17 protein-coding genes are annotated in these 16686 nt (G+C 27.8%); 1 reads left to right on the top strand and 16 read right to left on the bottom strand.

The genetic code is table 11. The features are described 5' to 3' along the window. Positions 1 to 301 precede the first annotated feature (301 nt). From F811_RS0108905 to F811_RS0108830, 16 genes are all read right to left on the bottom strand, one after another. A complete protein-coding gene (locus F811_RS0108905; protein ID WP_020004903.1) occupies positions 302 to 718 on the bottom strand; it encodes a hypothetical protein in 417 nt (138 codons plus the stop codon). A 12-nt stretch (positions 719 to 730) separates the two neighbouring features. Then, positions 731 to 1219, bottom strand: coding sequence for a hypothetical protein (locus tag F811_RS0108900; protein ID WP_020004902.1), 489 nt, complete (start codon positions 1217 to 1219; stop codon positions 731 to 733). Further along, positions 1216 to 2397, bottom strand: coding sequence for a chemotaxis-specific protein-glutamate methyltransferase CheB (gene cheB, locus F811_RS0108895; RefSeq protein WP_020004901.1), 1182 nt, complete (start codon positions 2395 to 2397; stop codon positions 1216 to 1218). The genes F811_RS0108900 and cheB overlap by 4 nt, the downstream gene beginning before the upstream one ends. 9 nt (positions 2398 to 2406) lie before the next feature. Continuing rightward, positions 2407 to 4740: an apolipoprotein N-acyltransferase gene (gene lnt, locus F811_RS0108890; protein ID WP_020004900.1), complete on the bottom strand. Its 2334-nt coding sequence runs from the start codon at positions 4738 to 4740 to the stop codon at positions 2407 to 2409. A gap of 96 nt (positions 4741 to 4836) precedes the next feature. Beyond that, positions 4837 to 5295 (bottom strand): bacteriohemerythrin, encoded by a 459-nt coding sequence (locus F811_RS0108885; RefSeq protein WP_020004899.1) that lies wholly within the window; start codon positions 5293 to 5295, stop codon positions 4837 to 4839. Between the two features lie 84 nt (positions 5296 to 5379). After that, positions 5380 to 6741 (bottom strand): ATP-dependent protease ATPase subunit HslU, encoded by a 1362-nt coding sequence (gene hslU / locus F811_RS0108880; protein ID WP_020004898.1) that lies wholly within the window; start codon positions 6739 to 6741, stop codon positions 5380 to 5382. A gap of 3 nt (positions 6742 to 6744) precedes the next feature. Further along, complete coding sequence (gene hslV, locus F811_RS0108875) at positions 6745 to 7275, bottom strand: ATP-dependent protease subunit HslV (RefSeq protein ID WP_013113511.1); 531 nt, start codon at positions 7273 to 7275, stop codon at positions 6745 to 6747. Positions 7276 to 7444: 169 nt separating this feature from the next. Then, positions 7445 to 7720, bottom strand: a complete 276-nt coding sequence (locus F811_RS0108870; RefSeq protein WP_020004897.1) for a hypothetical protein — start codon at positions 7718 to 7720, stop codon at positions 7445 to 7447. A gap of 275 nt (positions 7721 to 7995) precedes the next feature. Then, the gene (locus F811_RS0108860; RefSeq protein WP_020004895.1) at positions 7996 to 8712 is read right to left on the bottom strand and encodes an ABC transporter permease; all 717 of its coding nucleotides are present in this window, start codon (positions 8710 to 8712) and stop codon (positions 7996 to 7998) included. A 287-nt stretch (positions 8713 to 8999) separates the two neighbouring features. Beyond that, the gene (locus F811_RS0108855; RefSeq protein ID WP_020004894.1) at positions 9000 to 9692 is read right to left on the bottom strand and encodes an ABC transporter ATP-binding protein; all 693 of its coding nucleotides are present in this window, start codon (positions 9690 to 9692) and stop codon (positions 9000 to 9002) included. A gap of 113 nt (positions 9693 to 9805) precedes the next feature. After that, complete coding sequence (locus tag F811_RS17190) at positions 9806 to 9940, bottom strand: streptolysin S family TOMM toxin (protein WP_104618768.1); 135 nt, start codon at positions 9938 to 9940, stop codon at positions 9806 to 9808. A 79-nt stretch (positions 9941 to 10019) separates the two neighbouring features. Beyond that, entirely contained in the window at positions 10020 to 10754 is a 735-nt protein-coding gene (locus tag F811_RS0108850; protein WP_020004893.1) for a hypothetical protein, read from the bottom strand. Between the two features lie 14 nt (positions 10755 to 10768). Continuing rightward, the gene (locus tag F811_RS0108845; protein ID WP_026364398.1) at positions 10769 to 11428 is read right to left on the bottom strand and encodes a CPBP family intramembrane glutamic endopeptidase; all 660 of its coding nucleotides are present in this window, start codon (positions 11426 to 11428) and stop codon (positions 10769 to 10771) included. Further along, the gene (locus F811_RS0108840) at positions 11403 to 12749 is read right to left on the bottom strand and encodes a YcaO-like family protein (protein WP_020004891.1); all 1347 of its coding nucleotides are present in this window, start codon (positions 12747 to 12749) and stop codon (positions 11403 to 11405) included. Before F811_RS0108840 ends, F811_RS0108845 begins: the two co-directional genes overlap by 26 nt. 38 nt (positions 12750 to 12787) lie before the next feature. Beyond that, positions 12788 to 13879, bottom strand: coding sequence for a streptolysin associated protein SagC (locus tag F811_RS0108835; protein WP_020004890.1), 1092 nt, complete (start codon positions 13877 to 13879; stop codon positions 12788 to 12790). 54 nt (positions 13880 to 13933) lie between these two features. Next, on the bottom strand, positions 13934 to 14959 hold the full coding sequence (locus tag F811_RS0108830; protein ID WP_020004889.1) for a SagB/ThcOx family dehydrogenase: 1026 nt from the start codon (positions 14957 to 14959) through the stop codon (positions 13934 to 13936). A 162-nt stretch (positions 14960 to 15121) separates the two neighbouring features. On the opposite strand from F811_RS0108830, the gene F811_RS0108825 reads away from it, so the two are divergent. Continuing rightward, positions 15122 to 16669, top strand: a complete 1548-nt coding sequence (locus F811_RS0108825) for a bifunctional metallophosphatase/5'-nucleotidase (protein WP_020004888.1) — start codon at positions 15122 to 15124, stop codon at positions 16667 to 16669. Positions 16670 to 16686 lie beyond the last annotated feature (17 nt).

Genomic DNA, 16686 nt, shown 5'->3' with positions numbered 1-16686 from the left:
GACGAAGTCCGCCTGTGGTGTGCGGCGGGAAAAAGTTGAATAAAAAATTGACAAACTTAAAAATTTTTAGTATATACCTAAAAATATAGTTTGTCAAAAATGAAGTTATATTTTGTTTTTAATATATGGGGCTTTGCCCCAAACCCCACTTCTTTTGGTGACCCAAAGAAGCAAAAAGACTGCATATTTATATACTAATAACAATTTATACAACATGTAAAACACTATATTTCTAATTTTAAAAATTAAATAATTTCATATTTAATGTTATCAAGTAGTTTTGAAACAAGTATAATATATATTACCTTAATGGAAGTCTGTCTATAGATTCTATTTTCCATTTATTAGCTTCGTTTATCAGTCTTATATAATAATATGTCGGAGAAAACTCACTATTTCTTATTATATAATATCCTCTGTAGGCACTGGTATTGTCACCTATTGTATAATTTATAGTTACAGAATATTCTCCGTTTGAAGATGAGAGCAAATTTTTTATAGAATCTTTATTGTCTGTAAGAATATTTTTTATGCTTTCTACATTATCTATATTAGAGTTTTTTTCTATCCAGTTTATATTATCATCAAGTATCTGAGCTTTCATATTATCAAAAAATATAAATAAATCTTTTTTCTTGCCTGTGTCCAAATCTTCAAGACAAGAAACAGCAAGTAAAGATAAAACAAAAATGATTAATACAATAAATAATTTCTTCATTAAAATAAGTCCTTAAATATTCAAAAAATTAATAGTAAGTAAACTCCATTTATCATTTAAATAAATAGCTACAAACTCAATAGAGTTTTCAGATATTTTATTAAAAGAAGGATATTCAATCTGAGCCAATATAACATCTTTATATTTTTTATATGTAATACTTACATCATAATATCCTCCGTATTTAGGAAGATAATTGCATAAAGCATCATCATTATTTGAAAATATTCTCTGATATAAAGCACCTCTATTTTTTATAGATTCTATAATATTAACAGGAGTAAGTTCATATATTAAAGACATTTCTTTAAGAGTATTAGCTATATTATCATCTAAATTAAGAACAAAATTAGAAGTAAACTCAAGCGTATCTTTATTTGATATTAATTTGGATATATATGTTTCATACTCATAAACGCTATACTCACTGTCTGCTTTATATTCTTTTTGGCATGAAACTAAAAATAAAATCATTACGAGAATAAATATAATATTTTTCATCTAATTTTTAACCTCATATATTGTATTAAAAACTCAGCAATATCATAAAGCGATAATACCAAATGAACAGCCTTATTTTCTATAACGCTTCTAGGCATTCCATAAACTGTAGAACTAGCTCTATCTTGAGCAATAGTAAGATTATTATGATTATGAAGTTTAATCATACCTTCAGTGCCGTCATTACCCATACCAGTCATAACTATAGCTATAGCCTTGTCAGTTAAAACATCATCAATAGTGTTAAACAAATAATCCACACAAGGAGTATAAATAAACTTTTTATCAGTGTCTGGATAAAATTTAATTTTAAGCCTTCCAGCAGAATCCATATATATACCCATATTTTTATCGCCCGGTGAAATATAAACAACAGAAGGCATTAACTCCTCATCGAGACTTGCCTCTTTTATTTTTATGGAACATATATCCTGAAGACTTGAAATAAGAGAAGAAGAAAACTCTTTCGGTATATGCTGCGATATGAGTATAGGAAGAGGAAAATCAGCAGGTATACTAGGAAGCATTATTCTTAAAGCTCTTGGTCCGCCTGTTGATATACCTATAGCAACTAATTTTGGGGTATTAAATTTAAACTTCAAAACCTTAGTTATAGCTGTAGCAACCTGCTTTTGATTAAACGGTATTATTCTTACATTGTCATCAAATTTATCTATTTCTGTTTTTTCGCTTTCATCAATAACTTTTTTATTACTATTATTCAAAAAATTAAAGCTATAATCTATACTAGATTCAGGGACAAACTCCAAACTGTTTTCTCTGTTATTTTTTGATATTTCAATTATTTTATTTAAGACATTTTCTTTTAAAAAATCAATAGATACATTACGCGGCTTATAAATAATGTCCAAATCCCCAAGCTCCAAAGCCCTAGATGATAAATCCTTATTCTTAGTCAAAGATGTCATCACTAATATATTAACTTGTATATTTTCTTTTTTCAAAAGTTTTAAAAGCTCTATGCCTCCCATTAAAGGCAAATCTATTTCCATAACAACAAAATCAGGTTTTATAGATACTATAGATTTGTAGGCATCTATGCCATTATTTACCAAACTTACAACATTAATTCTATAATGATTTGCTAGAATATTATTTAACATTCCAGAAATAATCTTAGAATCTTCCGCTATAAGTACTCTAATGGCTCCCAACATATATATCCTTTAATGCTGCTTATTGTCTTTTTTTATATTATTCTTCATATTATTATTTTTTATAGTTTTATCTCTTGCTGAAGTTTCTTCATTCTCCTCTATAATTGTACTTAAAACAGAAGAAATATCAGATGTATATTTATTATCATCAAATATGCTGTATGATTTTGAATTCTCTATTATATCAGTCATTTCCTTTGTATAATCTGTATATTTATCAGAAAACAAATCTATTTTTTTATTTTCAGTGTTCATATTAGTTTTTTTATTACTGTTTTCTTTTGATTCTTGTATAACTTCAGTATTATTTTTTATATTATTAATTTCAGAGTTTTTATCTATTATTGGAGTATTAGTTTTTACTTCCTGAGTTTTCTCTTTTTTCTTAACTACAGCTTCCTCTATATCGTCCAAACTAGGAATATCGTCACTTGCTTCATCATTAATATACTCATCTACTTTTTTAGCAGAAGGAATTACAGCAAATACTGCATCATTTTCTGCAGACTGCTTTAGAAAGAAACGTTTTTTAATTATTTCTTTTAACTCGATTAAACTTTTAGCAGTAGCAAAAAACAAAAGAACTAAAATACCAATAAAACAAAGAAATACAAACCACTCTCCGAATCTTGTATATATAGTTATGTCACTGTTTAATGCCACATTAGCAACCATATAATCGGGTTTCCAAAAAGGAAGTGTTGATATAATTTTACCAGTGCTTGAAATATGACCAGTAACCCCAGAATTACCATTATGAACGATATCTCTTCTGTTTTCTACAGCCCTAAAAACAGACATATAAAAATGCTGAAGAAGAGATTCATCGCTATAAGACCAAGCATCTTCAGTAATAACAGCCAAAGTCTGAGCACCATTATATACGAACTTTCTAACAAAATCACCGAAAGCGCTTTCAAAACATATAACACCAGTGAAAGTATATCCATTAGGGTGATTGAACACTGTAATACTTCTTCCTCTGTCCCATCTGTTGGCACCAGCTTTATCAAATTGGGCATACATAAAGCTTATAATATTTTTGAAAGGAAAAGTATTTAGAAGAAACTCATTATCCTGAAACGGATATGATTCTCCGCCTGGTACAAGTTTTATCTTAGAATACTCACCTATAACATTACCTCTGTCATTGATAAACTCCATGCCATTATAGTATTTATACGGATTATAGGCATTTTCATTGGTATCTTCTTTTATGATAGTTGTACCTAAAAGGTGATAAGTTTGAGTATATCTAATCATATCATAAAGTATATATGTATTATAAATACCCGGATAAATAGAATTAGAAACAAGTCCGTAATCAAAAATTTCTTTATATTCATTTATATAATATCCGTAAGAATCAAGAGTAACGGATTCCGGATATACTATTAATGAAGGTTTAGAAAGCGAGGCATCTCTAGCCAATTTTGCTATTCTTCTTACTGAAACTGTACCATTTTGAGTTACTCCGTCAGGCTTTTCTTCGCTTTGGAATTTTTCTGGCTTTAGAAGAAATTTCTCAGCAAAACCCTGTATTCCTTTAGAGTTTTTACGGTAAGGCTCTCCCGTATATATATTATTCCAATATACATTAGGGTCAAAAGATTTTTGTATAAGAGCAATTCTAGTTTTAGGCTGAAGAGTTCTTTTTGATTCCTCAATATTAATTTTCACAGCACCATAAATAAGAATTAATATAAATGATGATATAAATATAATGGCTGGTATATATGGTTTTTTGTACTGATACTTTTTTGAAATATTTCGCTCTGCAAAGAAAAGCAAATAATGAGCTATAACAGAGTTGCAGAAATACACAAAAAAGCTAATACCAAGCACGCCAAATATATCAGCAGACTGCAAAAATAGTGAGAAATTCCACTGCGAATATCCTATAATCCCCCAAGGAAATCCAAGATATCCTACATTTCTCATATATTCCATAAATGTGAATACAAGCGGTACAGTAATAAACCTAAATTCAGGCAGCTTTTTTGATAAAAAACCGCTTAAAAGCATCGCTGGAAAATAAAATAAAAATATTATTAAAAATAGTATAGTAAATAATGTTAAAAAAGAAACTATAGCCTCAGTTTCTTTCAGCATAAAAGCAGTTACCCACATAAGCAGATAACCAAAAAACACAAGCACAAATATAGATGCTGATATTACATAATATCTAAGTTTATCTGATTTATAAATTATAATATTAAGCGGAACAAGTGCAATAAAAGAAATAGGAAAAAAATTTAATGGCGGAAAAGCTAAAGATAGAAGTATAGCACTAATAATACTTAATATAATTACACCAACCGTGTATGAATTACCTTTCGACACTTATAAAATTTCCTATTTTTTACACAACTCTCTATATTAAAAAATAACAACATATAAACTTAGAACATTTATCATATATAACAGAGTACTTAAATATTAATTATGACCTTCTTTTTTCTTTAAGGCTTCCTTAATTTCATTAACAAATTTTTTATCCTGAAAACCTATATGCTCTAAAAGCCAATCTTTTAGGAATTTAATAAATTTGTTAGCTACAAAAGGCTGACCTTCTTCATATTTTCTAATTTGGTCAACTATTTCCAAATAGAAACTCTTATGCATAGCTTTATGATTTTCTGCATCCGAATAATTAATAAGGTCCATTATTTTTTCTTCTGTTTTGAAATGGTACTGAGTATAGTCAATACATTTCTTAATGGCTTTGATAAAAGCTTCATTAGTGTTTGCACTGTTATCAACTGTTGCTAAATAAAGTTCATTAACTATATTTACCAATTCTTTGTGCTGGCTATCTATTAATTTGTGTCTTGTTTCATACAAAGGCACCCACTTAATAAATACGGTAGTTTCTTGTTGTTCATTATTATTATCCATCATAAACTCCAATTAATTTTTCTTATACATTATCTATTTTAATAAAAAAAAACCAAAAAATCTATACTGTACAGTAAGATACTATTACAATATATATCTGCTTATATCTCTGTTATCTTCAATGTCTTTCATAGCTTCTTTTATATTATCGGCATTGATTTTTATAAATTCACCTTTATGTTCATCGGCACTGAAAGAAATTTCCTCAAAAACTTTTTCCATAATAGTATAAAGTCTTCTAGCACCTATATTTTCTACATTAGTATTAATATTGTATGCCATATCTGCTATAGCTTCCAAAGCATCTTCTTCAAACTCTATAGTTACTCCTTCAGTTTTTAAAAGCTCCTGATACTGTTTAGTGATAGCATTTTTAGGATTAACCAATATATCTTTAAAATCATCTTTAGATAAAGCCTTTAATTCCACCCTTATAGGAAATCTTCCCTGAAGTTCTGGTATCAAATCAGAAGGTTTATTAACATGAAAAGCACCAGCGGCTATAAATAATATATGATCTGTTTTTATAGGGCCATATCTTGTATTAACAGTAGTACCCTCTACTATAGGAAGCAAATCTCTTTGTACGCCATGACGGGCAACATCAGCACTGTCTGTTTTGTTTCCGCTTGCTATTTTGTCTATTTCATCTAAAAATATTATACCCATATTTTCAGTAAGACTCAAAGCATCTGAAGTTATTTTCTCCATATCTATAAGAGATTCTGAAGCCTCATTTATAAGATGTTTTTTAGCCTCTTTTACTCTCAAACGTTTATGCTTTTTATTTTGAGGCATAATACTTCCAACCATAGACTGAATCATATCGCTTTCTTCAAAACCCATACCCGGAATTATGCCGAACATTCTATTCTGACCGCCTGTTATCTTTAATTCAACATAGCTTTCATCAAAATCGCCGTTAGCTATACGTTTTTTTATCTGTTCTTTGGCATTTTTCTTTTTTTCCATCTCTTCTTCAGATACATTTTCATTTTCTTCTTTTTTTACAGAAGGAAGAAGCAGTTTTGCCAATTTATCCAAAGCTATATCGGTAGCTTCTTTTTCAACCTCTTTCATCATAGCAGTTTTAAGCTCAAATATGGCAACATTAACCAAATCTCTAACCATACTCTCAACATCGCGTCCAACATAACCTACTTCTGTATATTTAGTGGCCTCTACTTTGATAAAAGGAGCATTAACCAGTTTCGCAAGCCTTCTAGCTATCTCTGTCTTTCCTACCCCAGTAGGTCCTATTAGGATAATATTTTTTGGTGCCACCTCATCTTTTAAATCTTCTGGAAGATGACGTCTTCTGTATCTATTTCTCAAAGCTATAGCAACTGAACGCTTAGCCTCTGTTTGTCCTATTATATATTGATCTAGTGCTTCAACTATCTTTCTAGGTGTAAGCTCACTTTCTAATTTCGCATCAAATGACATAATTTATTCTATAACCTCCAAAGAAATATTGCTGTTAGTGTATATACATATCTGAGAAGCTATTTCAAGTGCCTTTTTAGCTATTTCTTTAGCTGAAAGGTCTGTATTTTCGCATAGAGCCATAGCAGCAGCCTTAGCATACTGTCCGCCGCTTCCAATGGCTAGTATATTATTCTCACTTTCTATAACATCGCCGTTGCCTGAAAGTAAAAGCATTTTGTCTTTGCTGGCCACTATAATAAGTGCCTGCAAATTTCTAAGCATTTTATCGGTTCTCCATTCGCGTGCAAGCTCAACAGCTGCTCTTGTAAGATCTCCGGAAAACTCCTGAAGCCTTTTTTCAAATTTTTCAAATAATGTAAATGCATCGGCAGTAGAACCTGCAAAACCAGATATAACTTTACCGCCGTATAATTTTCTTAATTTAACAGCATTAGGCTTCATTACTGTTTCACCCAATGTAACCTGACCGTCACCTGCTATTGCTGTAATTCCGTTTCTGCATACTGCACATATGGTAGTGCCTTTAAACATATTTTTCATTCCTCTCAATTAATATATTGTATCTTATATTGTATTATATATTTGTATCTATTGCAAATTTATTATATATATTTTTATTACTTATAATATGAATTTAATTATAAAAATATACAAAAAAGGAGGCATATGCCCCCTTATAGTTATTTATATAAGAAAATAATTACTGAGCTTTATTAAATACACCTTTATATGTGATATCTTTTTTATCTGCTTCTATTTCTACTCTATAACTTACATTTGCTACTGTTGTAGTAGTAGTTGAATCAGTGCCAGTTTTTTCTTCAAAAGTAATAACAACTGTATATTTTCCCAATATTACAGTATCATCATTAGGATCTGTCTCATTATATATAGCAGTATATGTACTTCCTGTTTTTATTATCCAAGTAGATTTATATTCAATTGTCTTTTTAAGTTCTCTATCATAAAAACTCATAGAACCATCATCTTTAACAGTGAAATAAGATCCACCTAATTCTGTTGAACTACTAGCAGTATCAGCATTCCAAGTGCCTGCATATGTACTATCTTATTCCTGTTATACCGCCTGTAACATTGCCTGCTGCCTCTTTTAATTTGTCACAGCCTACTGCCAAAAATGATACGAACAATGTTAATACTAATAATTTTTTTAACATTTTCTTCCTCCAAATTAGATTATTAAATTCATAATAATAAGAAAATGATTTTTTGTCAATACTACATTTTAAACTATTTATCAGCATACCTGAAAGTATTAACAGCTAAAATCAAAGCTATTATTAAGCATACAAACAGTACAGCTATACCAATAAAGTATGAAAGAAAATCAAAATAAAAAGCTCCCCTAAATGCATTCAAAAAATACTGAAAAATATTTAATTTGCTTAAAAACTTTACTATATTAGGAGCATTATATAATGAATAATACCCGTCGCTTAAAAACATAGAAGCCATTAAAATAATATTATACAATATACTGGCTGTTTCATTATTTTTTACAAGACTGGAAACAAAAAAACTTATAAATATATAAAGCAAAGAAGCTATTATTATTACAGGCAGAAATAAAAAAACAGATAAAAAATCAAACTCTATCTTAAAAAATAAAGCACATACAAAAAATACAAATAAACTGCTTATAATAGATATTATCACCCAAGCACATGATAAACTTATAATATATTTGTATAAAGGAAGCGGTGTTACTTTAAGCAAGTTATAAACCCCTCTCCTTCTCTGACTTAATACATTAAAACTTGTAGTCATAAAGGAATAGGCAAGCACACTTACACATGTCATAGCCGTGAGTATATGAATAGTGTAGCTTTCCATATTAAAAAAAAGCCCTAGTGATATAACTATTACCAAAGGAAAAAATATTGACCAGAATATAAGAAAAGGATCTCTTATAGCTTTTTTCATTGTAAGTTTAAATATTGTTTTCATAGTTATTCTTTATTTATTATTATTTAGCATAAATTTAAAAAATATATTAGAGTTGTTTCAAAAGTACTTGACAATATTAATTATAAAAATTATTTAATTTTAAAACTATAAATATAACGTTTTAAATGTTGTATAACTTGTTTTTTAGTATATAAACATGCAGTCTTTTTGCTTCTTTGGGTCACCAAAAGAAGTGGGGTGTGGGGCAAAGCCCTACTTATAAAATAAAAAATACTAAAAATTCAAATAGTATAATTATCTATTAATTTAGTTTTGAAACAAGTCTATTAATAATTAGTAATATGCAGATAAAGTTTCTCTAAACTGTCAAAATTATATTTACTTAAAAGTTCATCTTTACTTCCGCTTTCTAATATCTCTCCTTTATATAAAAATACTATTCTATCAGCAATATCTTCCACCTCCTCTAAATCATGAGAAGTAAAAAGAATTGTTTTATTATTGTAAGCAAGCTCTTTTATCATATTTTTTACATTATATCTTTCTCTTGGATCCAAACTCGCTGTAGGCTCATCAAATATAAGTAAATCTGGGTTTTGCATAGTAGCTATCATTATGGCAAGTTTTTTCTGCTCGCCTCCAGAAAGTTTAATAGCTAAAGTTTTGGCATTAAGAGAATATTTATTAAGCATATTATTTATATCTTCATCTGTTATCTTTATATCATAAAGAGCTGAAAACATTAATATATTATCTCTTACAGTATATCCTTCAAAAAAAGGTGTAGACTGAAGCTGTACTCCTATATGCTTTTTATAATTATCTATATTTATTTTTAATTCGCCCTTGTCTGCTTTTAATATACCTAATAATATATTTATAAGTGTAGTTTTTCCAGAACCGTTTGGTCCTACAAGTGCTGTAACTTCTCCTTTATTTATATCAAAATCTATTTTTTTTAATATTGTATTTTTATTAAACTTCTTCTCTATATTTCTAGCACTAATCAAACTTTCCATATTAAGCAGCTACCAAATTTAATTTTATCAATTATTATAAAACCCGCTGCATTAATAATAAAACTATCAATACAGCAGGCATAAAAATTTATTATAACAATTATTATAATAAATTAATTGTTTGTTGTAGTTGTTACATTAACACAACAAGAACAACAACAAGAGCAGCAACATCCTCCAGGAGTCAATACAACAGATTGGCTTTTTAGAGAACATGTTGTGCGTACTTTTGAAGAATATTTAATCATATCAACAACTCCTTTTGATGTTTTTTATATTAAACTCCTTATATAAAAATATTCATATAAAGAAATTAATACCAATGATTTAAGAGTACCTACGCATATTTTCAAACTGCCCGAAATAATACATTGTAAAAGCTATATTAGCAAATATGGGCGGTATCAAACTTCCGCTGTACTCAAATGCAAGTCCATTAACAAAAGTAACTGCTAAGCAGGCTATAGTAAATATAAATGCCTGTTTAATACTTGTTACTCTGAAAATTTCTTCCAATGAAAATAACATACCTGCTATGAAAATAGTAAAAAATAAATTTGATAATTTACTCTTTACAGCCAAATATATTACTCCGTTAAAAAATAAGCATTTTATTATACTTGATAATATTATCAATATCCATTTAGGATTTATCCTTGAAGAGTAAAGCAAATCTACAGAAGGTACTGATAATATATTATTAAATATAACATTAGCCCTTATATCTTTATTAATCAAACTCAATACTGCCATAATAATTTCAAAAGCAGAAATAACAGCGAAAATATTAATAAAAATATAAATTATGTATTTTCTATCTATATATAAATATAATAAAATATTTTGTTTTTGCAAAATACTTATAAGCAAAGCAAAAGCAAACATAAAAATCCAATATATATAAGTACTTACATAAACATACATATCATTATATTCTAATTTACTATGATTCATCAAATTAAAGCATATATTATTTATTATATTGTTATGCTCTAAAAATTTTATTAAAATACCTAGTATAAAAGATACTAATATATACGGCACCATTTCTAAAAATATCAATTTATCCTCTCTTTTTATGTATTATATTTCTTTAATTTTTTTAAAGATAATACATATAAAATACTGTTTTGAAAAAAATGGCATAAAGCAGGTACTATTATATTAAAAGAAGAGTAAACAAATAATAAAGAATATATTAATCCTGCAATAAACTTCTGAAATACAGCATTAGCACCAAAATATATATGATTAAGTGCGTATATAAAAGATGAAAGTATAATAAGAGTAAAAATATTAACAGAAAATATATTATAAGAAATATTAAAAAATACCTGCCTAAAAATTATCTCTTCGCATAAAGCACCTATAAATATAATTATAATATCAATAAATATATTCTTTTTTTCTACTATTTCATGAACTTCTATATTTCTTATCCAAACTCTGTATTTAATAAAATGAATAATAATACCTTCAAATAATTCTAATGCTATACATACAAAAGAAAATATAAAAGCTGTAATAATAAAATATATATTAACATTATAATTAATACTTCCAATATATCCAGTAAAAAATACCATTATCACAAATAATAAATAACTCAAAGCATTAGGAAGCATTCTGTTTATCTTATCAAAATTTAACTTTATAAATATTCCAATCAAAGAAGCAGGAAAAGAAACAGATAAAAGAACAAGCAATGCACTAAGGTAATGGATGCGGGAATTCATTATTTGATATTCCTCCATTTTGAATTATCCTAGGGTGATTACTATAAGGAAAAGCAGGCATAGACATCTGCACAAGCTCTGGTATATAAACTCTCATAACACAAAGATCTTTATTTTCTATTTCAGAAGGTGTAATATCCAAATAAACAGCATATTTTGAAATATTACAAAGCCCTTTTAATAAATATTCCAGATCTTTTTGAGTATTAACTTCAAGATTTTTATATTTTTTTAATTCAATTTTTTCTGAAATTTTGCTATTAATGAATTTTAATTTTTTATCTTTATTTTCTAAATTAGCCCAATAATTAACATTGCTGTCAAGATTAAGATAATTTTTTTCTGATACAGTTTCCAAATAATCACTAGGCATAGATAATGCTCCGTTAATATTTAATGTAAGTATAGCCAAAGCCTCCATAAAAGCCCTGTATATTACCTTTCTAGGATTAAGCCCAGAAGAAGCACCTACTGCAATATAAGGAGTTTTTTCACTTTTATTTATAAGCATAACAGTAAAAACATAGCCCAAATTATTATCAGCTGTATAATCAAATACCCTTATTTTATAATCAATATCTTTAAGAATCATGTTAATAGATTCATTAAGTATATCATCATCAATAATAACTTCTTTAACCTTGCTTTTTGTATACCACTTTATCATGCATGCATCGCATTCTATTATCTCATTAATAGCCGATTTTAAAGCAAGATAAATATTTTTATGACTGGCACTTCCCTTTGAAAATCCGCCTATAAATACTTTCTCTTTTTTATCTCTTCTTATCATATGTGATAAAAAGAAATTCTGTGCTGGTACATAATATTCTTTTTTACTGTCAAATAAAGATGGAAGAAGCACCCAAGAAAGTACATCATCTTCTGTAATATTTTCTAAAATGCCTATGCTATTTAATTTATTTAAATCATCATCTGTATATATTTTAACATATTCAAAAGGTATAACATTATCTGGATATTTTTCTTTTAATTGATTGTAAGAAAGATATTTAAGTTTTTCTTCAAAATATAAATTTGAAGTAAATAAAGCATATCTCTCAATACCTTCACCTAATAATCTTATAACAGCCTCATCTCTATAAATACCATATCCTGAAAGATGATAATTTACCAAAGCATTATCTCCCAATAATATTTTATGATAATTAGGAAGCATTGCTGTACAGGTATTAATATTCTCAGCAATCACAGAATTAGCCTGCATTATAATAAGAGAATCCATTATACCAGTCTGATGTCCGCATATAGAATTATATTTATTTAAAATGTTTTTATGACTTGGGTAATAATTAAGCATATACTTTGTCCGTTTTTTATTTAATCATTTATCTTTTATCATTTCACTATAACCTTACTTGCAAACTTTTCTATAACCTCTTTCGATGAAGTATACATTTCATTATATTTTGCCTTACTTATATGACCGCAAGCTGGACAGAAAGGCACTCTAAGCAAATCCTGAACTTGAATCTCTATAGAAGGTATATAAACATTAATAACACGTCCTGATAATTTGCATTTACCTATAGCCGCAAATAAAAATGCTTCATACAAAGCAATAGAAGTAAAACTTTGCAAAATAGGTGTTATATAAGTTCTTTTATTTTTTATTTTAAAGTTCATAGTCTGCTTAACAAATTTATTATAAACTAACAAACTTTCATTTCTTGCTATAACTCTATTTTCAAAGCATTCATAACAAGCTGTTTCTTTTCCCTTTATAGTTGTAATATTTAAAAATGGTCCGTCCAGTATTGATATAACTATTGGTACTGATTTATCGAGAAGAAGCCTATTAATATTTCTAAGCAAATTAAGTCTTGGTTTCTCTACACTTATAACTACGCATGATATATTATCAAATAACTTTAATAATTCTTTTTTTATTTCTATATTTTCGATAGCATCTGTTGTATCTGTAAGATTAGATTTTTCTATTTTTTTTATATCATCAGCACTCATAATATCAAGATTTATATATATATCTTTAGATACTAGTAAGGCATAATCTTTTAATCTGTCATTATCAGTTATAAACATTATTTTATTTTTTTCTATTTTGCTTTCATCTGGAATATCATAAAAATATTCGCCTATAAGCTCATAAAGAGTATTTTGCATATTATTTTTTTTATCATCATACTCTAAAAATCTGTTTCCAATCAAAGAAGATATAATATCATTTAATAAATTGCTGTCATTTTCATCTAAAGAAAATTTTTTTACTATATCGTCAAAAGATATAAGTTTATCATCAAAAAGTTCATTTGCAATAAATGTTATAACTTCTTTCATATTATCATTTAAATCATCTAAAGTTAAAGAAGCCTCTTCAAAGTTCCATATACCCTTTCTAAATCTTATCTCATTATCAGAACTGAAAAAAACACTTACATTATCATAAAGTTTAATATTCTTTTTAGCCATACAAAATCAACCTATTATTTATTTTTTATTAAATTTATAATTCTTATTAAACAATCATTTTGAAAGCAAAGTAAGATGCACAACATGATTAGTTTGTCCGTCAATATTTAAAAACTCTTCGGATAAAGTTTTATTAAATCCTCCGATATCGCATGCTAAAATACCGCTTGCTGCTGCTGTAAGCTGTATATTTTGAGTAATTTCCCCCGTTTCTATCAATGCAAACTGAAGTGCCATATCGCCATACTTTCTAGAGTTTTCATATAAACTATATACATAATAAATAGATAAAGCCGTTTTTCTTAAATCTATATCGCCCCCAAAAACATTACTGTTATAATAATTCTCTAAATCTTTATCACTAAATAATTTAATTTTTTCAAGAGAATGAGTAAAAGGCATATATTTGTATATTCCTTTATCAAGATTATTTATATTAAGAGCTGCTATATAAAGATATATAGGATAAAGCCCTCCTCCAGAAGGAGCTGTACGGAGTTTTGATATATATTTATCTCCAAATGTTATAGTGCTGTATTCATCTTTATTTAGCTTAAAATCAAAATCTCCAGAAATACCATCTCCATAGTATAGAAGAGTAGATAAATCGCTTAAAGTGAGAGGTTTGCCCTTAAAATCTCTTCTGCTTCTTCTTGACCTTATTACTGAACCTATAGGGGCATTAATATTTTTATAAGGAGGAAGTTTTACAGCATTTCCTTTTTTATGAACTTCCTCTTCAAGAAGTATTCTATTGCTTAAAGAAGCATCTATAGGAAATGATGAATATCCTGAAACATTATACAAAACCGATAAATCTATAGGTGATTTTTTTGAGTTTAAAAGATATTCTTCACTTATATTTCTATTTGCTTCAGAATGCATAGCACCTCTGTATGAGGATTCGGCAGTTTTTATTCCTATAGTATCGGCATACATAGAAATTGGAATATTTGAAGAAAAATTAACAATACTAAAAAGTAATGGTATCTCTCTTGCCTCAAGTTCTTCTTTGCTTATTTCTATTTTTTTTGTTTTATTATTCTTCTCTTTTTTATCTGTCTTCTTAATAATGCCCATAAAATTTTTTTTCCGCATATATAAATCTTAATCTAATATAATAACCAAATATAATAAATTTCATAAAAATATCCAGTAATTATTTTCTATAGTATTGAAAACAAAAATAAATTGTATATAATTTTAATAAAGTTATAAATTTTTCTTTTGAAGGAGAGCAATATGAAAAAACAATTTAAATTTGCCTTCATATTGATTATGATTATTTTATTTTCATTTTCTTGTTCATCTTCCAAAAAAACGGGAAATACTGGAACTCTTACTATAATACATATGAATGATACACATGGTAAAGATGAAGAAGAAAGAGTTGTAAACAAAGAAGTAAACCCGCCTGAAACTAACTATATGTACGGAGCTTCTAGAAGAGCTGCTTACATAAAACAAGTAAAATCTACTAATGATAATGTATTAGTTCTTCATGCTGGAGATACTATTACTGGAAGCGTTTATTCTACAGTGTTTCAGGGAAGAGACGAAGTGGATATAATGAATATGATAGGTGTAGATGCTGTAACTATAGGAAATCATTTTGTAGATTACGGACTTGATAATTTTACAGAAATAATGAAAGAAAGAAAATTTCCAACACTTTCTGTCAATATAAAAAATAAAGCTGATAATAGTTATTATGCTAAGCCTTATATAGTTACAAATGTTAATGGCCTTAATGTTGCTGTAATAGGGGTAACAACTACAGAGCCTGTTTATAGTTCTTCAAGTGTAAAAGATTTAGTATTTGAAGAAGAAATACAGGCATTAAAAAACTTTATAAAATCAACCCCTCTTAATACCACTAACGATGTTACAATACTATTAAGTCATATAGGCTATGAAATGGATAAAAAAGTAGCAGAAGCTATGCCAAATACATTTGATATAATAATAGGCGGACACAGTCATACAGAACTTCAGGAAGCTGATATTGTAAATGGTACTCCTATAGTGCAGACTGGCTGTTATGGAAAGTATTTAGGAGATATTAATTTAAGCGTTAGTAACGGCACTGTAAACGGTTTTGATTATAAATTGGTATTAATGGATCAGAATATAGAACAGGATAAAGATATGCTCGCATTTATTGATGAGATGAAAGGTACTGTTGATAAAGAGTTTAATGTAAGAATAGGTACTTTGCCTGTTGAACTTCCTCAAGACGGAATAAGAACTAATTCTATGGCTATAGGAAACTTTGCCTGCGATTTGGTGCTTGATTCTTATGACAATATAGATATAGCTATAATAAACTCTGGGGCATTAAGAACATCTCTTCCAGCAGGAGATATTACTCTTGGAAAAATACAAAATGAATTCTTTCCTTTTAATAATCAGGCTGTAACTCTTTCATTAAATGGAAAAGATTTGCTTGATATGATAAAAATATCTGCTGCAAAAAGAGGCGGCGGCGGTTTTCTTCAGTATTCAAGAGGTGTTGAAATAGTATATAGTGCCGAAGGAGAATTGATATCTGCCAAACTAAATGGAGAGGATATTACAGAAAATAAAGATTATAATATAGTAATGTCTGATTATATTTTGGACGGCGGGGATGGATATGCTGACAGCGAAAATAATCCTATAGGAAGAAAAGGAAAAAATATTATCATGACTGGAAATGATATAAGAGATGCTCTAATATCACAGATAAAAAAACTTGATAATATACCAGCAAATTATATAGATGAAAAACCTAGAGTAATATTTGAATAAAAACTTAAATAAAAAAA

The organism is Brachyspira innocens ATCC 29796 (assembly GCF_000384655.1).
GTDB lineage: Bacteria > Spirochaetota > Brachyspiria > Brachyspirales > Brachyspiraceae > Brachyspira > Brachyspira innocens.
The sequence above is the reverse complement of the archived record's forward strand: the minus strand, read 5'-3'. Positions and strand labels throughout refer to the sequence as shown.

Excerpts from the sequence above, each read along its gene's own strand:
- hslV (WP_013113511.1), bottom strand. The coding sequence starts at position 7,275 with ATGTTTAAAGGCACTACCATATGTGCAGTATGCAGAAACGGAATTACA.
- F811_RS0108870 (WP_020004897.1), bottom strand. The coding sequence starts at position 7,720 with ATGAGTTTTTATGATAGAGAACTTAAAAAGACAATTGAATATAAATCT.
- F811_RS0108845 (WP_026364398.1), bottom strand. The coding sequence starts at position 11,428 with ATGAATTCCCGCATCCATTACCTTAGTGCATTGCTTGTTCTTTTATCT.
- F811_RS0108900 (WP_020004902.1), bottom strand. The coding sequence starts at position 1,219 with ATGAAAAATATTATATTTATTCTCGTAATGATTTTATTTTTAGTTTCA.
- F811_RS17190 (WP_104618768.1), bottom strand. The coding sequence starts at position 9,940 with ATGATTAAATATTCTTCAAAAGTACGCACAACATGTTCTCTAAAAAGC.
- F811_RS0108905 (WP_020004903.1), bottom strand. The coding sequence starts at position 718 with ATGAAGAAATTATTTATTGTATTAATCATTTTTGTTTTATCTTTACTT.
- hslU (WP_020004898.1), bottom strand. The coding sequence starts at position 6,741 with ATGTCATTTGATGCGAAATTAGAAAGTGAGCTTACACCTAGAAAGATA.
- cheB (WP_020004901.1), bottom strand. The coding sequence starts at position 2,397 with ATGTTGGGAGCCATTAGAGTACTTATAGCGGAAGATTCTAAGATTATT.
- F811_RS0108825 (WP_020004888.1), top strand. The coding sequence starts at position 15,122 with ATGAAAAAACAATTTAAATTTGCCTTCATATTGATTATGATTATTTTA.
- F811_RS0108855 (WP_020004894.1), bottom strand. The coding sequence starts at position 9,692 with ATGGAAAGTTTGATTAGTGCTAGAAATATAGAGAAGAAGTTTAATAAA.
- F811_RS0108885 (WP_020004899.1), bottom strand. The coding sequence starts at position 5,295 with ATGGATAATAATAATGAACAACAAGAAACTACCGTATTTATTAAGTGG.
- F811_RS0108860 (WP_020004895.1), bottom strand. The coding sequence starts at position 8,712 with ATGAAAACAATATTTAAACTTACAATGAAAAAAGCTATAAGAGATCCT.
- F811_RS0108835 (WP_020004890.1), bottom strand. The coding sequence starts at position 13,879 with ATGGCTAAAAAGAATATTAAACTTTATGATAATGTAAGTGTTTTTTTC.
- F811_RS0108840 (WP_020004891.1), bottom strand. The coding sequence starts at position 12,749 with ATGCTTAATTATTACCCAAGTCATAAAAACATTTTAAATAAATATAAT.
- F811_RS0108830 (WP_020004889.1), bottom strand. The coding sequence starts at position 14,959 with ATGGGCATTATTAAGAAGACAGATAAAAAAGAGAAGAATAATAAAACA.